This window comes from Gallaecimonas zhanjiangensis, from assembly GCF_057624825.1.
The window spans coordinates 2,562,482-2,579,391 of sequence record NZ_CM172603.1 but is presented as its reverse complement, the minus strand read 5'-3'; the positions used below and the strand labels follow the sequence as shown (position 1 = coordinate 2,579,391).

16 protein-coding genes are annotated in these 16,910 nt (G+C 58.7%); 10 read left to right on the top strand and 6 right to left on the bottom strand.

The genetic code is table 11. The features are described from left to right. Positions 1 to 45: 45 nt before the first annotated feature. On the bottom strand, positions 46 to 1,215 hold the full coding sequence (locus AC22G1_RS12310) for an isovaleryl-CoA dehydrogenase (protein ID WP_123421874.1): 1,170 nt from the start codon (positions 1,213 to 1,215) through the stop codon (positions 46 to 48). A gap of 27 nt (positions 1,216 to 1,242) precedes the next feature. Beyond that, positions 1,243 to 1,662, bottom strand: coding sequence for a MerR family transcriptional regulator (locus tag AC22G1_RS12305; protein WP_050659390.1), 420 nt, complete (start codon positions 1,660 to 1,662; stop codon positions 1,243 to 1,245). A gap of 479 nt (positions 1,663 to 2,141) precedes the next feature. Between AC22G1_RS12305 and AC22G1_RS12300 the strand changes: the two genes are divergently transcribed. The 8 genes from AC22G1_RS12300 (at position 2,142) to putP (ending at position 11,362) form a co-directional block, all read left to right on the top strand. Continuing rightward, positions 2,142 to 3,314, top strand: a complete 1,173-nt coding sequence (locus AC22G1_RS12300; RefSeq protein WP_487313641.1) for an acetyl-CoA C-acyltransferase — start codon at positions 2,142 to 2,144, stop codon at positions 3,312 to 3,314. 11 nt (positions 3,315 to 3,325) lie between these two features. Continuing rightward, positions 3,326 to 4,816, top strand: a complete 1,491-nt coding sequence (locus AC22G1_RS12295) for a CoA-acylating methylmalonate-semialdehyde dehydrogenase (protein WP_487313640.1) — start codon at positions 3,326 to 3,328, stop codon at positions 4,814 to 4,816. A gap of 13 nt (positions 4,817 to 4,829) precedes the next feature. Next, positions 4,830 to 5,987, top strand: a complete 1,158-nt coding sequence (locus tag AC22G1_RS12290; protein ID WP_487313639.1) for an acyl-CoA dehydrogenase family protein — start codon at positions 4,830 to 4,832, stop codon at positions 5,985 to 5,987. Between the two features lie 9 nt (positions 5,988 to 5,996). Beyond that, on the top strand, positions 5,997 to 6,773 hold the full coding sequence (locus AC22G1_RS12285) for an enoyl-CoA hydratase (RefSeq protein WP_083445896.1): 777 nt from the start codon (positions 5,997 to 5,999) through the stop codon (positions 6,771 to 6,773). Continuing rightward, positions 6,770 to 7,879, top strand: coding sequence for an enoyl-CoA hydratase/isomerase family protein (locus AC22G1_RS12280; RefSeq protein WP_487313638.1), 1,110 nt, complete (start codon positions 6,770 to 6,772; stop codon positions 7,877 to 7,879). Before AC22G1_RS12285 ends, AC22G1_RS12280 begins: the two co-directional genes overlap by 4 nt. A 9-nt stretch (positions 7,880 to 7,888) precedes the next feature. Continuing rightward, positions 7,889 to 8,764, top strand: a complete 876-nt coding sequence (gene mmsB, locus AC22G1_RS12275) for a 3-hydroxyisobutyrate dehydrogenase (RefSeq protein WP_487313637.1) — start codon at positions 7,889 to 7,891, stop codon at positions 8,762 to 8,764. A gap of 2 nt (positions 8,765 to 8,766) precedes the next feature. After that, on the top strand, positions 8,767 to 9,525 hold the full coding sequence (locus AC22G1_RS12270) for an SDR family oxidoreductase (protein WP_487313636.1): 759 nt from the start codon (positions 8,767 to 8,769) through the stop codon (positions 9,523 to 9,525). Positions 9,526 to 9,883: 358 nt separating this feature from the next. Continuing rightward, entirely contained in the window at positions 9,884 to 11,362 is a 1,479-nt protein-coding gene (gene putP / locus AC22G1_RS12265; RefSeq protein ID WP_487316721.1) for a sodium/proline symporter PutP, read from the top strand. Between the two features lie 130 nt (positions 11,363 to 11,492). Here the strand turns inward: putP and AC22G1_RS12260 are convergent, their stop codons facing one another. The 3 genes from AC22G1_RS12260 to AC22G1_RS12250 all read right to left on the bottom strand — a co-directional run bounded on the left by AC22G1_RS12260 (position 11,493) and on the right by AC22G1_RS12250 (position 12,637). Beyond that, the gene (locus tag AC22G1_RS12260) at positions 11,493 to 12,071 is read right to left on the bottom strand and encodes a CBS domain-containing protein (RefSeq protein WP_487313635.1); all 579 of its coding nucleotides are present in this window, start codon (positions 12,069 to 12,071) and stop codon (positions 11,493 to 11,495) included. A 41-nt stretch (positions 12,072 to 12,112) separates the two neighbouring features. Beyond that, positions 12,113 to 12,412 (bottom strand): hypothetical protein, encoded by a 300-nt coding sequence (locus AC22G1_RS12255; RefSeq protein ID WP_487313634.1) that lies wholly within the window; start codon positions 12,410 to 12,412, stop codon positions 12,113 to 12,115. Positions 12,413 to 12,478: 66 nt separating this feature from the next. Next, positions 12,479 to 12,637, bottom strand: coding sequence for a hypothetical protein (locus tag AC22G1_RS12250; protein WP_487313633.1), 159 nt, complete (start codon positions 12,635 to 12,637; stop codon positions 12,479 to 12,481). 189 nt (positions 12,638 to 12,826) lie between these two features. Here AC22G1_RS12250 and rssA point away from each other — a divergent pair, with 189 nt between their 5' ends. After that, positions 12,827 to 13,804, top strand: coding sequence for a patatin-like phospholipase RssA (gene rssA / locus AC22G1_RS12245; protein ID WP_487313632.1), 978 nt, complete (start codon positions 12,827 to 12,829; stop codon positions 13,802 to 13,804). Positions 13,805 to 14,140: 336 nt separating this feature from the next. Here rssA and pta read toward each other — a convergent pair whose 3' ends face one another. Beyond that, positions 14,141 to 16,180, bottom strand: a complete 2,040-nt coding sequence (pta, locus tag AC22G1_RS12240; protein WP_487313631.1) for a phosphate acetyltransferase — start codon at positions 16,178 to 16,180, stop codon at positions 14,141 to 14,143. 268 nt (positions 16,181 to 16,448) lie between these two features. Here pta and AC22G1_RS12235 point away from each other — a divergent pair, with 268 nt between their 5' ends. After that, complete coding sequence (locus tag AC22G1_RS12235) at positions 16,449 to 16,880, top strand: DUF412 domain-containing protein (RefSeq protein ID WP_487313630.1); 432 nt, start codon at positions 16,449 to 16,451, stop codon at positions 16,878 to 16,880. Positions 16,881 to 16,910: the final 30 nt, after the last annotated feature.

Genomic DNA, 16,910 nt, shown 5'->3' with positions numbered 1-16,910 from the left:
ACAGGCCCTTTTTCAAGGCGGCCTAAGGCCGCCTGTCACAACGACTCAGCGGGACTCGTTTACGAGTTCACGGCCAATGAGCATGCGGCGGATCTCGGACGTGCCAGCGCCAATCTCATAGAGTTTGGCGTCGCGCAGCAGCCGGCCGGTGGGATATTCGTTGATGTAACCGTTGCCGCCCAGCAGTTGGATGGCATCCAGCGCCATTTGGGTGGCGAGTTCCGCGGAATATAAAATAACGCCGGCGGCGTCCTTGCGAGTGGTCTCGCCCCTGTCGCAGGCGCGGGCCACGGTATAGACGTAAGCGCGGGCGGCGTTCATGCGGGTATACATGTCGGCCAGCTTGCCCTGTACCAATTGGAAGCTGCCGATGGCCTGGCCAAACTGCTCGCGCTCGTTGACGTAGGGCACCACCACATCCATGCAAGCCTGCATGATGCCAAGAGGGCCGCCAGACAGCACCACCCGCTCGTAATCGAGGCCGCTCATCAGCACTCGTACCCCCTGGTTCAGTTCACCGAGGATGTTTTCCTTGGGCACGATGCAGTCTTCAAACACCAGTTCGCAGGTATTGGAGCCGCGCATGCCCAGCTTGTCGAGCTTTTGGGCCTGGGAGAAACCTTTAAAGCCGCGCTCAATAATAAAGGCGGTGATGCCGTGGGGGCCCTTGCTGGTGTCGGTTTTGGCGTACACCACATAGGTGTGGGCGTCGGGGCCGTTGGTGATCCACATCTTGGTGCCGTTCAGCACAAAATGGTCACCGGCGTCGCGTGCGCTGAGCTTCATGGAGACCACATCAGAGCCAGCATTGGGCTCGGACATGGCCAGGGCGCCGATATGCTCGCCGCTGATGAGTTTGGGCAGGTATTTTTGCTTTTGCTCGGCAGAGCCGTTGCGGTAGATCTGGTTGACGCAGAGATTGGAGTGGGCGCCGTAAGAAAGCCCCACCGAGGCGCTGGCCCGGGAGATTTCTTCCATGGCCAGCACATGCTCCAGATAGCCCATGCCGGCGCCACCGTATTCTTCCGAGACGGTCACGCCCAGCAGGCCCATTTCACCGAAACGGGGCCACAGTTCGTTGGGAAAAAGGTTGTCGTGGTCGATTTGCGCGGCGCGGGGTGCAATGACCTCGCGGGCGAAATGGTTGACGTGTTCGCGGAGCATGTCCGCGGTATCGCCCAAACCGAAGTTCAGGCTCTTGAACGGGCTAATCATCAGCGTCTCCCCCGAGATGCGTGGTGTTTAGCTGCCGCTGGCCTTTTTCTTGTTGTTGATCTCGTCCAAGGCGCTACGGCAGCGGGTTTCTGCCGACGTCAGTTCCATGAGCACCACTTTGATGTCTTCCATCTGCTGCTCCAATGCCGCTTTCTTCTCGGAAACCAGCTCCAGCATGGTGTGCAGCTGGGTGAGCGAGGATTTGTCGGCATCATACAGATCAAACAACTTACGGATCTCAGCCAGGGAAAAGCCCAACCTTTTACCGCGCAGGGTCAGCTTCAAACGCACTCTGTCCTGGCGATTGTAGATACGGGTTTGTCCTTTACGCTCTGGGGTGATCAAACCTTGATCTTCATAGAACCGAATCGACCGGGTGGTGATATCGAATTCTTTTGCCAGCTCGCTGATGCTGTAAGTGATGTTGGACATGGTGTCTTGGCTCATCGTCGATGCTACTACCTTACTGGAAGTTTACGTAAAGGTAAAGTCTGCGGTGCTCGGGGGAAATTAACACGCAAACTACTGTCTAGACTGACTTTCTCGCCTTGAAAAGGCAAGCCTCATCAAGGGGTGTCAGTGCTGTTGTAAGTTAACAACACTACCATATAAGGCATAAAAATGCCCCTTTGTATACCGCTTACCCCGGAGGCAAATCACTGTTTACGATAATTTATAAATTCGACCTTAGTCTAAAGCCTTCCTTTAACGCTGACGGCCGCTTTTTTGTGCAAAAGACCTTCCAGTGAAGGCAGAGGGAGAGGGGGAGCGGCAGGTGTTTTTTTAGCCGCCGTTACTAGCGGCTAAAAGGAAAGGCTCTTACTGGTAGAAGGTGTGTTTAAACGGGTCTTGTGAATTTTATCTTTACGTTGCCGTAAACGTTAATCATGCGATAGGCTGTGACCAATGCTTTAAGGAGTTAAGTCATGTCTATCGTGATCCTGGGGGCGGCCCGCACCGCCATGGGGGCTTTCCAAGGTGCCCTGAGTGAAATGCCGGCCCCGTTGCTTGGGGCGGCAGCCATCAAGGCGGCGGTGAGCCGCGCCGGTCTTAAACCTGCCGATATCAGCGAAACCCTGATGGGCTGCGTGCTGCCCGCCGCGCTTGGCCAGGCGCCGGCCCGCCAGGCCAGCCGCCATGCCGGGCTGCCCGACAGCTGCGGCGCCACCACCGTCAACAAGGTGTGTGGCTCGGGGATGAAAACCGTGATGCTGGCCCACGACCTGCTCTTGGCTGGCAGCGCCGATGCAGTGGTAGCCGGTGGCATGGAGTCCATGACCAACGCCCCTTACCTAATGCCCAAAGCCCGGGGCGGCCTTCGAATGGGCCATGGCGAAATCAAAGATCACATGTTTCTGGACGGCCTCGAAGATGCCTACAGTGGCCGCCTGATGGGCTCTTTTGCCCAGGACACCGCCGATGAGTACCAGTTAAGCCGTGAGGCCATGGACGCCTTTGCCATTGAGTCCCTGACCCGTGCCAAGGCCGCCATCGTCAACGGTTACTTTGCCGACGAGATAACCCCGGTCACCGTTAAAACCCGCAAGGGCGAGGTGCAGGTGGAGGTGGACGAGCAGCCGGGTAAGGCCGCGCCTGAAAAAATACCCACCCTGCGCCCGGCTTTTGCCAAAGACGGTTCCATCACCGCTGCCAACGCTTCTTCTATATCCGACGGCGCCGCCGCCTTGGTGCTGATGCGCGAAGAAGACGCCGAGCGCCGTGGCCTGAGCCCGCTTGCCCGCATCAAGGGCCAAGTGCAGCACGCCCAGCACCCCAGCGAATTTACCATCGCGCCTGTTGGTGCCATTCAAAAGCTCCTGGATAAGGTGGGCTGGCACAAGGATGAGGTGGATCTTTTTGAGATAAATGAAGCCTTTGCCATGGTGGCGATGCTGGCCATCAACGAGCTGGGGCTGCCCCATAGCAAGGTCAACGTTAACGGCGGCGCCTGCGCCCTCGGCCACCCCATAGGCTGTACCGGCGCGCGGCTGCTGGTAACCCTTATCCATGCCCTTAAGCGGCGCGGCCTCAAACGCGGCGTTGCTTCCCTTTGTATCGGCGGTGGCGAAGCCACGGCCGTTGCCATCGAACTCATCTAAGGACCGGCACGATGAAAACCCTTCCGCTTTTTATTGATGGCCACTTCACCCAGAGCCAGGCTGACACCTTTATCGACGTAACCAACCCGGCGGATAACAGCGTTATCGCCCGGGTGCCCTGTGCCACCCAAAGCGAAATGCAGGCCGCGGTAGACAGCGCCCAGCGCGCCTTTGAGAGCTGGCGGGAGACGCCGGTGTCGGAGCGGGCCCGGTTGATGTTGCGCTACCAGCACCTTTTGAAAACCCACCACGATGAAATCGCCGAAATTCTCTCCCTTGAGACCGGCAAAACCTTTGAAGATGCCAAAGGCGACGTGTGGCGCGGCATCGAGGTGGTGGAACATGCCGCCAATATCGCCAGCCTGATGATGGGCGAAACGGTGGAGAACGTGGCCCGCAGCATCGACTGCTATAGCCTCACCCAGCCTCTTGGGGTGTGCGCCGGTATCACGCCGTTTAACTTCCCGGCCATGATCCCGCTGTGGATGTTCCCGCTGGCCATCGCTTGCGGTAACACCTTTATCCTTAAACCCTCAGAGCAAGATCCCATGACCCCAACCCGGTTGGTGGAGCTCTTTGTGGAAGCCGGCGCCCCTGAAGGGGTGCTGCAAGTGATTCACGGCGGCAAGGAGCAGGTGGATTTCCTCCTCGACCACCAGGCCGTTAAGGCGCTGTCTTTCGTGGGTTCGGTGCCGGTTGGCCAATACATTTACCGGCGCGGCACCGAGAACCTCAAACGGGTACAAGCCTTTGCCGGCGCCAAAAACCACATGGTGGTGATGCCCGATGCCAATAAAGAACAGGTGATCAGCAACATCGTTGGTGCCTCGGTAGGGGCCGCTGGCCAGCGCTGCATGGCCATCTCGGTGGTGGTGCTGGTGGGTGAAACCCAGGCCTGGGCCGAAGACATCCAACAAGCCCTTGGCGGCGTGACGCCGGGGCTTTGGAGCGATAACCAGGCGGCCTACGGCCCGCTGATCTCTCCCAAGGCCAAAGAACGGGTGCTGGAGCTCATCAAGGCCGGTAAGGAAGAGGGCGCGCGCTGCCTGCTGGACGGTTCTGCCTTTACCGTCAAGGGCCATGAGCAGGGCAACTGGGTCGGCCCGACCCTCTTTGCCGACGTAACCACCGATATGCGCATCTACAACGAGGAAATTTTCGGGCCGGTACTGTGCCTGATGAACGTCGACTCGCTGGATGAGGCCATCGAGGTGGTCAACGCCAATCCCTATGGCAACGGCACCTCCATCTTTACCGCCAGTGGCGCTGCTGCCCGTAAATATCAGCACCGGATCAGCGTCGGCCAGGTGGGGATCAACGTGCCTATCCCGGTACCGCTGCCGTTTTTCAGCTTCACCGGCTGGAAGGGCTCCTTCTATGGCGACCAGCACGCCTACGGCAAGCAAGCGGTGCGTTTTTACACCGAAACCAAAACCGTGACCGCCCGCTGGTTCGAGGGAGACATCCCGGCCGGCCCCAACATGACCATCCACCTGAAGTAAAAGAGTGTGAGCCATGAACTTTCATCTGACCGACGATCAGCAGGCCTTTGAAGATACCGCCCGCCAGTTTGCCAGCAGCGAACTGGCGCCCCAGGCCGCCCGCTGGGACAAAGAGCATTACTTCCCGGTTGAGGTGATAAGGCAGGCCGGTGAGCTGGGCTTTTTAAGCCTCTACACCCCGGAAGCCGCCGGCGGCCTTGGCCTTAGCCGGCTCGATGCCAGCATCGTGTTCGAGCAGCTGGCCATGGGCTGCACCAGCACCACCGCCTTTATGACCATTCACAACATGGCCACTTGGATGGTGGCAAGCTTTGGCACCCAGGAGGCCATTGACGAGTTTTGCCCGGCGCTGGTCACCGGCGAAAAACTTGCCTCTTATTGCCTGACCGAGCCGGGCGCCGGCTCCGATGCGGCCAATCTCAGCACCCGCGCCGACAAAGACGGTGACGACTACCTGCTGTCCGGGGCCAAGGTCTTTATCAGCGGCGCCGGCAGCACCCAGGTGCTGGTGGTGATGGCCCGTACCGGTGAGGCCGGCCCGTCGGGCATTAGCGCCTTTGTGGTACCGGCCGATGCCGCCGGTATCGAATTCGGCAAAGCCGAGGAAAAAATGGGCTGGAACGCCCAGCCCACCCGGATGGTTACCTTCGACAAGGTGCGGGTGCCCAAGCACTATCGCCTGGGCGAAGAGGGCGAGGGCTTTAAATTCGCCATGATGGGGCTCGATGGCGGCCGCATCAACATCGCTACCTGCTCGGTAGGCACCGCCCAGCAGGCGCTGGACACAGCCACCCGCTACATGACTGAGCGCAGCCAGTTCGGCAAACCCCTGGCCGCCTTCCAGGCGCTGCAATTTAAATTGGCTGATATGGCCACTGAACTGGTGGCGGCCCGGCAACTGGTGCGCCTGGCGGCCTACAAGCTGGACGTAAAAGACCCTGAACGCACCGCCTATTGCGCCATGGCCAAGCGGTTTGCTACCGACGTGGGTTTTGAGGTGTGCAACCAGGCACTGCAACTGCACGGCGGCTACGGTTATATCCGTGAGTACCCGCTGGAGCGCCATCTGCGGGATGTGCGTGTACACCAGATCCTCGAAGGGACCAACGAGATCATGCGTCTTATCATCGGCCGGCGCCTGCTCGCCGAGCACCGCCACCCCATCGTCTAAGGAGCCATCGTGAAATCGCCACTGGATTTGCAGATAGACGGCCACGTTGCCGTGCTGACCCTCAACAACCCGCCGGCCAATACCTGGACAGCCGAGAGCCTGCGCGGCCTTGCCGCTACGGTGGAAGAGCTCAACGCCAACCGCAGTGTCTATGCGCTGGTGGTACGCTCGGTTAGCGAGAAGTTCTTCAGCGCCGGCGCCGATCTCAAGGTCTTTGCCGACGGCGATAAAGACGTGGCCGGCGAGATGGCCCACCTTTTTGGCCGCGCCTTTGAGACCCTTGCCGATTTTCGCGGGGTGTCCATTGCCGCCATCAACGGTTATGCCATGGGCGGCGGCCTGGAAGTGGCCCTGGCCTGCGACTTGCGGGTGGCCGAAGAACAGGCGCTGATGGCCCTGCCCGAAGCCCGGGTGGGGCTGTTGCCCTGCGCCGGTGGCACCCAGCTGCTCACTCACCTGGTGGGCGAAGGCTGGGCAAAACGCATTATCCTTTGCGGGGAGCAGGTCACGGCCCGCAAAGCGCTGGAAATTGGGTTGGTCGAAGAAGTGGTGGCCACCGGCGACAGCTTCGCCGCCGCCATGACCTTGGCCCAAGAAGTGGGGAACCAGAGCCCCATGGCTGTTGCCTACTGCAAGAAGCTGGTGCAGACCTGCCGCCATGCGCCCCTGGAAAAGGGCCGTGCCCTTGAGCGCGAATACTTCGTCAAACTTTTTGACGGCGAGGATCAACGCGAAGGCGTGCAGGCTTTCTTGGAAAAAAGACAACCCAAGTGGCAAAACTCATGACCGAATTCCTGCAAATCGAAGAACTGGACACCGCCAACGGCAAAGCCATCGGTGTGGCTCGCCTGAACAGTGAAAAATCCCTCAATGCCCTCAGCGAGGCCATGATTGATGCCCTGGGGCCGCAGCTGGCGGCCTGGGATGCTGACCCGCGCATCGCCATGGTGGTGCTGGAAGGAGCAGGGGACAAAGCCTTTTGCGCCGGCGGCGACGTGGTGGCCTTGTATAACGCCATGAACGGCAGTGACGACGGCGGCAAGGCGGTGGAGACGTTCTTTGTCAAAGAATACCGCCTCGATTATCAAATCCATTGTTTGAAAAAACCGGTATTGGTGTGGGGCCACGGCATCATCATGGGCGGCGGCCTGGGGCTGATGAGCGGCGCCTCCCACCGGGTGGTCACCCAGACCGCCCGCATCGCCATGCCGGAAATCACCATCGGCCTTTATCCCGATGTGGGCGGCAGTTATTTTTTATCGCGCATGCCGGGTAAAAGCGGGCTCTTTTTGGGCCTGACCGGCGCCAACATCAACGCCGCCGACGCCCTCTATGTGGACTTGGCAGACCACTTTATTCCCGCCGAAGACAAAGGCCGGCTCTTTGACGCCCTTTGCCATGTCAATTGGGGCGAGACCGTGAGCCTCAATCACGAAAAGCTCACCCAGGCCCTGAAAACCCTGGAGATGCCGGCCCGGGCCAAGTTGCCCCGTGGCCAGGTAAAAGCCCACCAGGACACCATCGACCGCCTCTGCAAGGGCGATGACCTTGCCGCCATCGTCAAGGCCATTACCGGCCTTGAAACCGACGACCCCTGGCTTACCCGCGCCCGCGACACCCTGCGAAACGGCAGCCCGCTGTCGGCGGCGGTGGTGTTCGAGCAGCTCAAGCGCGGCAGAGAGATGAGCCTTGCCGAGGTGTTTCGCATGGAGGCTGGGCTCTCTTGGCGCTGCGGTGAATTTGGCGAGTTTTTGGAAGGGGTACGGGCGCTCTTGGTGGACAAGGACAAAGCGCCTCGCTGGCGTTTTGGCAGCGTTGCCGAAGTGGACCCCAAGGTGCTGGCGCGATTCTTCGAGAGTCCCTGGGGGCAGCACCCCCTGGCAGATATCTAAGGAGTGGTTATGAAAATTGCCTTTATCGGTCTTGGCAACATGGGCGGCCCCATGGCCAAAAACCTGCTCAAAGCCGGCCATGAAGTGCTGGCCGTGGATCTTAATGCCAAGGCGGTGGCCGAGCTGGTGGCAGCCGGCGCCGAAGCCGGCGACCTGGCCAGTGCCTGCCGCTGCCCGGTGGTGGTGACCATGCTGCAGGCAGGGCATCAGGTGGCCGGTATTTACCTTGGCGATAACGGGCTGCTGGCCAAACTGGAAGCCGGCACCCTGGTTATCGACTCTTCCACCATCGACGCCGCCACCGCCAAGAAGGTGCACCAAGCTGCGGCCGAGAAGGGGGTTGATTTTGTCGACGCGCCGGTCTCCGGCGGCACCGCCGGCGCCAATGCTGGCACTCTCACTTTTATCGTCGGCGGCAGCGACCAGGCCTTTGAACGGGCCAAAACGGTACTGGACGCCATGGGCGCTAACATCTTTCACGCTGGCCTCGGTGGGGCAGGGCAGGTGGCCAAGATCTGCAACAACATGCTGCTGTCGGTGCTGATGGCCGGTACCTGTGAGGCGCTGAAGCTGGGCATGGCCCACGGCCTGGACCCACAGGTGCTCTCCAACATCATGAAGGTCAGCTCCGGCGGCAACTGGGTGCTGGAAAAATACAACCCGGTGCCCGGGGTCATGGACGCTGCGCCAGCGTCCAACGGTTATCAGGGCGGCTTTATGAGCCAACTGATGAGCAAAGATCTGGAACTCGCCATGGGGGCGGCCGGTGAAGTGGCCGCGCCGGTGCCCATGGGCAGCCTGGCCCGCTCCCTCTATCAAATGCATAACAAGAAAGGTAATGGCGCCAAGGACTTTTCGTCCCTGCTGGCGCTTTTCGAGGAGTAACCATGAAGTTGAACGACGCGGTGATTGCCGTTACCGGTGCCGGGCGCGGCCTGGGCCAGGCCATGGCAGTGATGCTGGCCGAGCAGGGCGCCAAACTGGCGCTGATTGACATCAACGAGGCCGACCTGGCCGAGACCCTGGGCCTGGTCGAAAAGGCCGGCAGCCAGGGGCGGGCCTACGGCTGCAATATCACCGAAGAGGCGGCTGTCGAGGCCACCTTCAAACGTATCGGCGAGGATTTTGGCACCCTTAATGGGCTTATCAACAACGCCGGGGTAATGCGTGACGGCATGCTCTTAAAAACCCGGGACGGCGAACTCAGCAAAATGAGCCTCGAGCAGTTCCAGTCGGTCATTAATGTCAACGTGGTGGGCACCTTTTTGTGTGGCCGCGAAGCCGCAGCCACCATGGTGGCCAAGGGCGCCCAAGGGGTGATAATCAACATCTCCAGCGTGTCCCGGGCTGGCAACATGGGTCAGACCAACTACTCGGCCTCCAAGGCGGCTGTGGCCACCATGGCGGTGACCTGGGGCAAGGAGCTGGCCCGTTTTGGCATTCGCACCGGCGCCATCGCGCCAGGGGTTGTTAAAACCGCCATGACCGACCAAATGAAGCCCGAAGCCATAGAGCGGATGGAGTCGGTAATACCTTTAAGGCGAATGGGTTTGCCCGACGAAATTGCCCATGGTGTGAAATTCATCTTTGAAAATGATTATTTCACCGCTCGGGTACTGGAAATTGACGGAGGTATCCGCATTTAATGGCTTTACCGGCCTGACAGGGCCCAGAGCCCTTGCCTTTTATATGCCCTGGCGTCATGTTGTCGCCGGGGTTTTTATTGCCTTGCTGGTGGTAACTGCGCATTTTGAGGCTTTGACACCATAATCTTTGCCGCCACCACTGGGGTGCTTGCCACAGCCCCGGCAGCGGCCCGGATGCGGGGGAGAAATTATTCTTCCACCATGTTAAGGTATTTGTTTGAACTCGAATGAAATGTGCGCGTTTGTCGGCCGATATTTTCGTTTTCGCCGAGACGTAAGCACAACACTCACCCAATAAAAACAGGAGTGCAGAGTGGAAACAGGCACGCTTATTTCGCTGGCAACCTACTTTATTGCCATGCTGGGCATTGGTTTGTATGCCTATAAAAAATCAACGGACGATGTATCAGGCTACATGTTGGGCGGCCGCGGCCTTGGCCCTGCGGTAACGGCGCTGTCTGCTGGCGCTTCCGACATGAGTGGCTGGATGCTGATGGGTCTACCCGGTGCCATTTATGTCTCCGGTGTCTCCCAGTTGTGGATTGCAGTGGGTTTGGTCATTGGCGCTTTTCTTAACTACATCATCGTGGCGCCACGGCTTCGCACCTATACCGAAGTCGCCCATGACTCCATTACCATTCCCGACTTCTTCGGTAACCGCTTTGAAGACCACAAACGCCATTTGCGGCTGTTGTCTTCGGTGGTGATCATCATCTTCTTTACCCTTTATACCTCGGCTTCCCTGGTCGCCGGTGGCAAGCTGTTCGACAGTTCCTTTGGCATGTCCTACGGCACCGGCCTTATCGTTACTGCTGCCGTGGTGTGCGCCTATACCCTCTTTGGCGGCTTTTTGGCGGTCTCCATGACCGACTTTGTGCAAGGCTGCATCATGCTTATCGCCTTGGTGCTGGTGCCCATTGTTGCCTTTACCGACCTTGGCGGCGTGAGCGCGACGGTGGACAAGGTTGAAGGGCTTAACCCGCTGTATCTTGATTTCTTCAAGGACGCCGCTAAATCCGGTGTGCTTCAAGACGTGTCGACCTTGGGGATCATCTCCCTGCTGGCCTGGGGCCTTGGCTATTTTGGCCAGCCGCACATCATCGTGCGCTTTATGGCCATTCGCTCGGTGAGTGACATTAAAACCGCCCGCCGCATCGGCATTAGCTGGATGGTGGTGTCCATCATCGGCGCCTTGGCGACCGGTTTTGTGGGCATTGCCTATGTAGCCAAGACCAAGATGACTCTGGCTGACCCGGAGACCATCTTCATCGTGTTCTCCCAATTCCTGTTCAGTCCCTTGATTGGCGGCTTCTTGCTGGCGGCCATTCTGGCGGCGATCATGAGCACCATTTCGTCGCAGCTGCTGGTCACCTCCAGTTCCCTGACCGAAGACTTCTACAAAGCCTTCGTGCACCGCGAGGCCACCCAAAAGGAGCTGGTGCTGGTGGGGCGCTTGTCGGTGTTGCTGGTATCGGTAGTGGCCATCGTCTTGGCCTGGAACCCGGAAAACAGCATTTTGAGCCTGGTCAGTAACGCCTGGGCCGGTTTTGGTGCCGCTTTTGGCCCGGTGATCATCCTGGCGCTTTTTTGGAAGCGTATGACTCGCCAGGGCGCTCTGGCCGGTATGTTGGTGGGCGCGGCAACGGTGCTGTTCTGGATTTACGGCCCTGTCACCATCGACGGCAAGCCGCTGTCAGCCTACCTCTATGAAATTGTGCCCGGCTTTATCCTGAGCTCAATCGCCATTGTGGTGGTCAGCTTGGTGACGCCGGCGCCGAGTGAGGCGATGCGTGGCCACTTCGACGAGATGGAGAAAATCATCGAAGAACATGCCTAAGTGAGAGCAGTTAAAAAGCCGGCCTCAAGGCCGGCTTTTTTTGTGCCTGGCTTTGGGCCGGGCTGGTTATTACGCCCAAAAAAAGACCGGCCATCAGGCCGGTCAACATAAGACGTTGGCTTGTGCGCAATCAGGCGGATTTCAGCACATGGAAGACTTCGGCAAAGCTGTAGGCGCGTTGAGTGATATCGATAGGGATGTGCAGGGCGCGGGCGATATCGGCAGCGGAGATCATGCCGCGCAGGCTGTTCATCTTTTTATCCAGCAACAGAATGTGCTGCTCGCCCAACTCTTGCAGGGTGTAGAGCACGTCACCGATGGTGGCGCTTTCCAGCTCCTGGTAGGCAAAACCGTGCAGATGGGCCTTATCGACCATCACGTCACCCACGGTGACTTCGTTGCGGTGGATGGCCTTGTTGGTGGCATGCATCAGCACTTTGTGGCTCTGCAAATCAGAGGCGCTGACGATGCCTAAGAAGCGATTGCCTGAGTCGACCACCAGTTTGGCTTTGACGTGGGCTTTTTTCATCATGTACAGGGCGTCGTCAATGCGAACGTCATGCTCGATAACCAACGGAGCACGGCGGGCAAAGTCGGTGGTGATCCAGGCGGCTGGGCTTTCCAGGCTCAATTGAGCGGGATATTCGGCATCAACAAAATGGTCTACGTCGGTCATCGCGACGGTGGGAATGGCGCTGAAATTGTTCATAACTACCTCTACTGAACCTAACTGTTTTTTTGACTGCTTGACTAAAAACCGGTGAGGTCAGTCGGCGGTGCCCTGGGAGGGGGCAATTGGCACCGCGCCGAAGACATGGGCTCGGTATGGCTTTCTCTTGCCAGCGTCCAGGCCAAGACATTACAGGGGCTGGGAGAGAGGGTGCCGGGGAGGGACGAGTCCAGGTCGGGGCTGGCGTTCTGATCCAGTAACTGGCTCTGCTGATAGCCATCTTGTTGGGATTGGGCTACCGCTTCACCCAGGCTCAGCCAAGCGTGGGTCATCAGGATGACCCAGGTTACGCTGCGAAGAGCCGGGGAGAAGGAGAACATCAGATACTGCCTTTCAAAAATGCCTATGGGTACGTTATGGAGCTTTGCTAAACCAAATACAAGCCCCTAGCGTTGCCACAAACTGTTTTGTTTATCGCAACTGCGGCGGCCTTCGTTGCGCCGACGGTCTTCTTTGTCGGGCTCCCAACGCATTTCTTCGCGGCGCTCATGGCCGTTGCGACGCTCGTGAAACCGGCGCTCAGGGCCTTGGTATGGGTCTTTCATATCGCTCTCCATCAACTTTAGGGTTGGTTAATAAAGGATAGTTCCCCGATACGATTACGCAGCGTTGCCGGTCAGTATTGATATATCCGATTAAGGTTATGGTAAAAGCTGCAAACAGCCTTTTTATTGGGCCTCGGTCGGCAAACTGGTAGTCTGGCCCTAAGCAGGATTAAGAGGAGGAAACCACAGATGACAGGTCGTCATAGGCCGATTTTGGGTATTGCCCTTGGCAGCGGCGCGGCCAAGGGATGGGCGCATATCGGTATTCTCAATGGGCTGGCCAAGTTGGGCATCAAGCCCGACCTTATCAGTGGTTGCTCCATCGGTGCCTTGGTTGGCGCGGCTTATGCTGGCGGCAACCTTGGCCGGCTCGAATCCTGGGTGCGCGGTTTTACCAAGTTACAGGTGATGTCACTGCTGGACCCCACCTTCAGTGGCCGGGGGCTCTTTTCCGGTGACAAGGTCTTTAACGTGATTGCCAATGGCATGAAGCATAAAGACTTCTCTGAAACCAAGCTGCCTTTTGGGGTGGTGGCGACCGACCTCAATACCGGCCGCGAGCTGTGGATCCAGGACGGCGATATGGTCTCGGCGGTACGTGCCTCCTGCGCCATGCCGGGGATCTTCGTGCCCATCTACCGTGACAATCACCTCTTGATTGACGGCGCCGTGGTAAATCCGGTGCCAGTGTCCCTGGCTCGGGCCATGGGCGCCGAGATCGTTATTGCCGTCAACCTGGCGGGCGATCAGCCCCATAAGGTGGCGGTAGAAGAAGAGGAAGAAGAAGAAGAGGGCATGCTGCGCCAGTGGATCAGCCGAATTCGCCCGGAGCGCGGCGCCAAGGAGAAAGAGCCGGCCCTGCCGTCCATGTGGAACGTGATGAGCGGCGCCATCAACATCATGCAAGAGCGCATTACCCGCGCCCGCATGGCAGGGGACCCGCCGGAAATGGAACTCAAGCCCCGGGTGTCGGAAATCAACATCATGGAGTTTCACCGCGCCGAAGAAGCCATTGCCGAAGGCGAGGCCTGTGTCGAGAGGATGTCCAAGTTCCTGTTGGCCGAATTGGCTTACCTGGGGATCCATCCCGAGCCGGTGGACGAAAGCGAAGAAGAAGTCGTTCAACCCGAACAACTCCCTCCCACAGACGAAGAAATCAAGTCTTGAGTTTACGCGAAGGTAATTTTACTGGTCTGCTTAGTTGGTTTTTTCTATTTATCGCTTTACGCGTGCGTAAAGAGGTCATATAGTTAGCACCACTTGAGGCGCAAGATGCGGACTCGAAACAGAATTCTCGTTGGGGGAGAAGACTTGGCTAAGGATGGCCAGGGGTTACACAAAAGGGAAACAAAAATAAGAATGCCCACCGTCGAGTGCGGTAAATAAAATAAAAGCAAGCAGCAAAAAAACGGGGTACTTTGTGCAATCATTGCACTGCAGTGGTACACAAAACCAAAAGGCCAGTCTGACTGGCCTTTTCTTTTTTGTGCGAAAAGCAGCGACTTAAGTCGCTGCTTTTTTTATGCCCGGATGTGCGGCCTGTACCGCAGTCAGGGCAATGGTCTGCACGATGTCATGGATACTGGCATCCCGTGACAGATCGTTCACCGGCTTTTTAAGCCCCTGCACCATGGGCCCCAGGGTCACCAGCTCTGCCGAGCGCCGCACGGTTTGAAAGGTGCTGTATCCGAGGTTGAGCTCGGGAAAAATAAAGACATTGGAGCGCCCGGCAATAGGGCTGCCCGGCGCTTTGGCCCGGGCCAGGGACTCGATAATGGCGGTGTCGTAGGCAAGAGGCCCTTCTATTACCAGCTTGGGTGCTTGGGCTCTGGCCTGCGCTGTGGCTTGTTGCACCTTGGGCTGGCTGCTGGCGGTGCTGATCATCGCCACCTGCGGGGTAAGGTCAAACAAGGCGGCCGTATCGGCGCATTGCAAGGCAATTTCGGCAAGCTGCTGGGCATTGGGGCTGGGGTTGATGGCGCAATCGCCATAGATAAGCACCTGATCAGGCAGCAGCAGTAAAAAGGCGCTGGAAACCAGAGATTGCCCCGGCGCTGTTTTAATGAGCTGCAGCGCCGGGCGCAGGGTGCTGAGGGTGGTGCCCTGGGCACCGCTGACCATGGCATCGGCCTCGTCTTGGGCCAGCATCATGGCGCCCAGCACGTTGTTGTCTTGAAGCTGCTCTCTGGCCATGACTTCTTCGAGGCCCTTGTGCTGGCGCAGCTTCATCATCGGCGCCACGTAGCGTTCCCGAATGGAATCGGGGTCAATAATGACCACGTCTTGGCCTAACTGCACATCATGGCTTTGCGCCACGGCGCGGATGCGGGCCGGGTTCCCCAGCAGCAGGCACTGGGCTATTCCGAGCTGCGCCGCCTTGACCGCCGCTTCCACCACCCTGGCATCTTCACCTTCTGGCAGCAGCACCCGCTGGCGTTGGCGCCGGGCTTTTTGCATCAACTGGTAGCGAAAGGCGGTAGGGGAGAGCCGTTTTTCTTCACCTTGATGGCGGCGCAGCAGCGCCTCGGTGTCGAGATGGTCGGCTATCCATTCCATGATCCAGCGCTGGCGATTACTGTCGTCCACCTCCAGGTGCAGTGACAGCGCTTGTAGGGCCTGGGAGGTATGCCAGGTGTCGTCTTCCACCAGTAGCATCGGCAGGCCATCGTCAAAGGCGCCTTCACACAAATCCATGATCGCCGGCTCTGGCTGGTAGCCGCCGGTGAGCAACAACCCGCCAAGCTGCAAGCCGTTGCGGGTGGCAAGAGCGGCGGCAACGATAAGGTCGCTACGATCCCCCGAGGTCACCAGCAGCGCGCCTGGTTTAAACAGTGTTGCCATATTGGTCAGGGAGCGGGACTCGAGGATCACCTCCTTTACCCGCCGGGTAGACCAATCGCCGCTGCAAAGGGGCAGGGCGCCGAGGTGCTTGGCCACGTCTTCAATACGGGGAGCGAGCAGCCTTGGCACCCAGGGAATGGTGGCCCAAAGCGGAACCGGTAGCGCGGGGCCAAGGGCGTCTTCTGGCTGGCTCTGGCTACCCTGGCCCAGTTTGCTGATAGGGCCGTCGCTGTTATCGGCTGGCCACTGGTTCAGTACCAGCCCTTGTACCTGGCTGCTCGAAAGCTGGGTCAGTACCTTTTCAACACTGGGAAGGAGTTTGCTCGCCGGAGCGCCGTTGCCCAGCAGCAGCACATCTAGCCCCAAGGCGTTGGCCAGCTCCAGGTTCAGCGGATTGGTGGCGCCGTTGATGGCCGGAAGCCCGGCGATGATAAGGGGGAGACCCGAGGTTTCGGTTAAGGCAGTTAGCTGCTTTGTCAGGCTGGCCAGAGGCGCCAGATCGTCGATAACCAGCGCCGAGGGGCTCTCTACCAGCTTTGCCATGATGGCCAGGGTCCGGTCTTTATCGACCCGCTCGGCGGGCATCAGCTTACCAAAGCCAACCCGGATGCCTTGTCGCTGCAAGGCGTGCACCAGCCCCAGGCTCAGGGAGGTTTGGGCGACACCGGTGCAAAGGGGAACCAGCAACAGTGGCTTGGTCATGAATTGTCCTTTCTATGCTGCATCGTTTCTGCTGACCGGCCTGCAAAGCCGATTCTTATGGTTGTATGGGTGAAAGCTTAACTATTCATAAGCCACAAAGCTGCCCCTGTTGGCTATTCGACTTGCGTCTGGGGTGTAAAGCCGTGGCGGCAGATAACAGGTTACGCATTTGAACCTTGCCTGTTTGGCCGCCCAAAATCCGTTGAGTCGTGCTAGTGTGAGGAAGTAGAGTGTCTGCTTCTTATAAGGTTGTATCAGGAGGCCCGCCATGTGGGAACTGGTTCGAGATGGTTACCGTCTGCTCAAGCACTGGCCGGTGCGTCGCTCCCTGATGCTGCGTTTTCCCCTCACTCAGACGGTGCTGCTCGCCAAAGGCTTGCTTTATTACCTGCCGGGCATGACCTTTGCCTGGTTGTTGATCAGTTTCAACCTCAACCACCAAAGTCTGAGCCCACTTCAGGGCATGATGGCGCTGCTGATGCTGAGCCTGCCGCTGCAAGGATTGCTGTGGCTGGGTAAGGAAGGGCGCAAACCCCTCAGCCCCGGCGACCGCCACTGGCTGGCCCAGCTTTCCGAGCGCATGAAAGGCCAGGGCATCAAGCCCAGCGTCAAGCTGGAGGGCGCCCGTTACCTGGAGTTGGCGCTTGCCATGGAGCAAGCCTTCAGCAAGGGCGACAAGGCCTTTGGTCGGACCGAGTGAACGTAGTCAAAAGCCATTGATATCGGTATA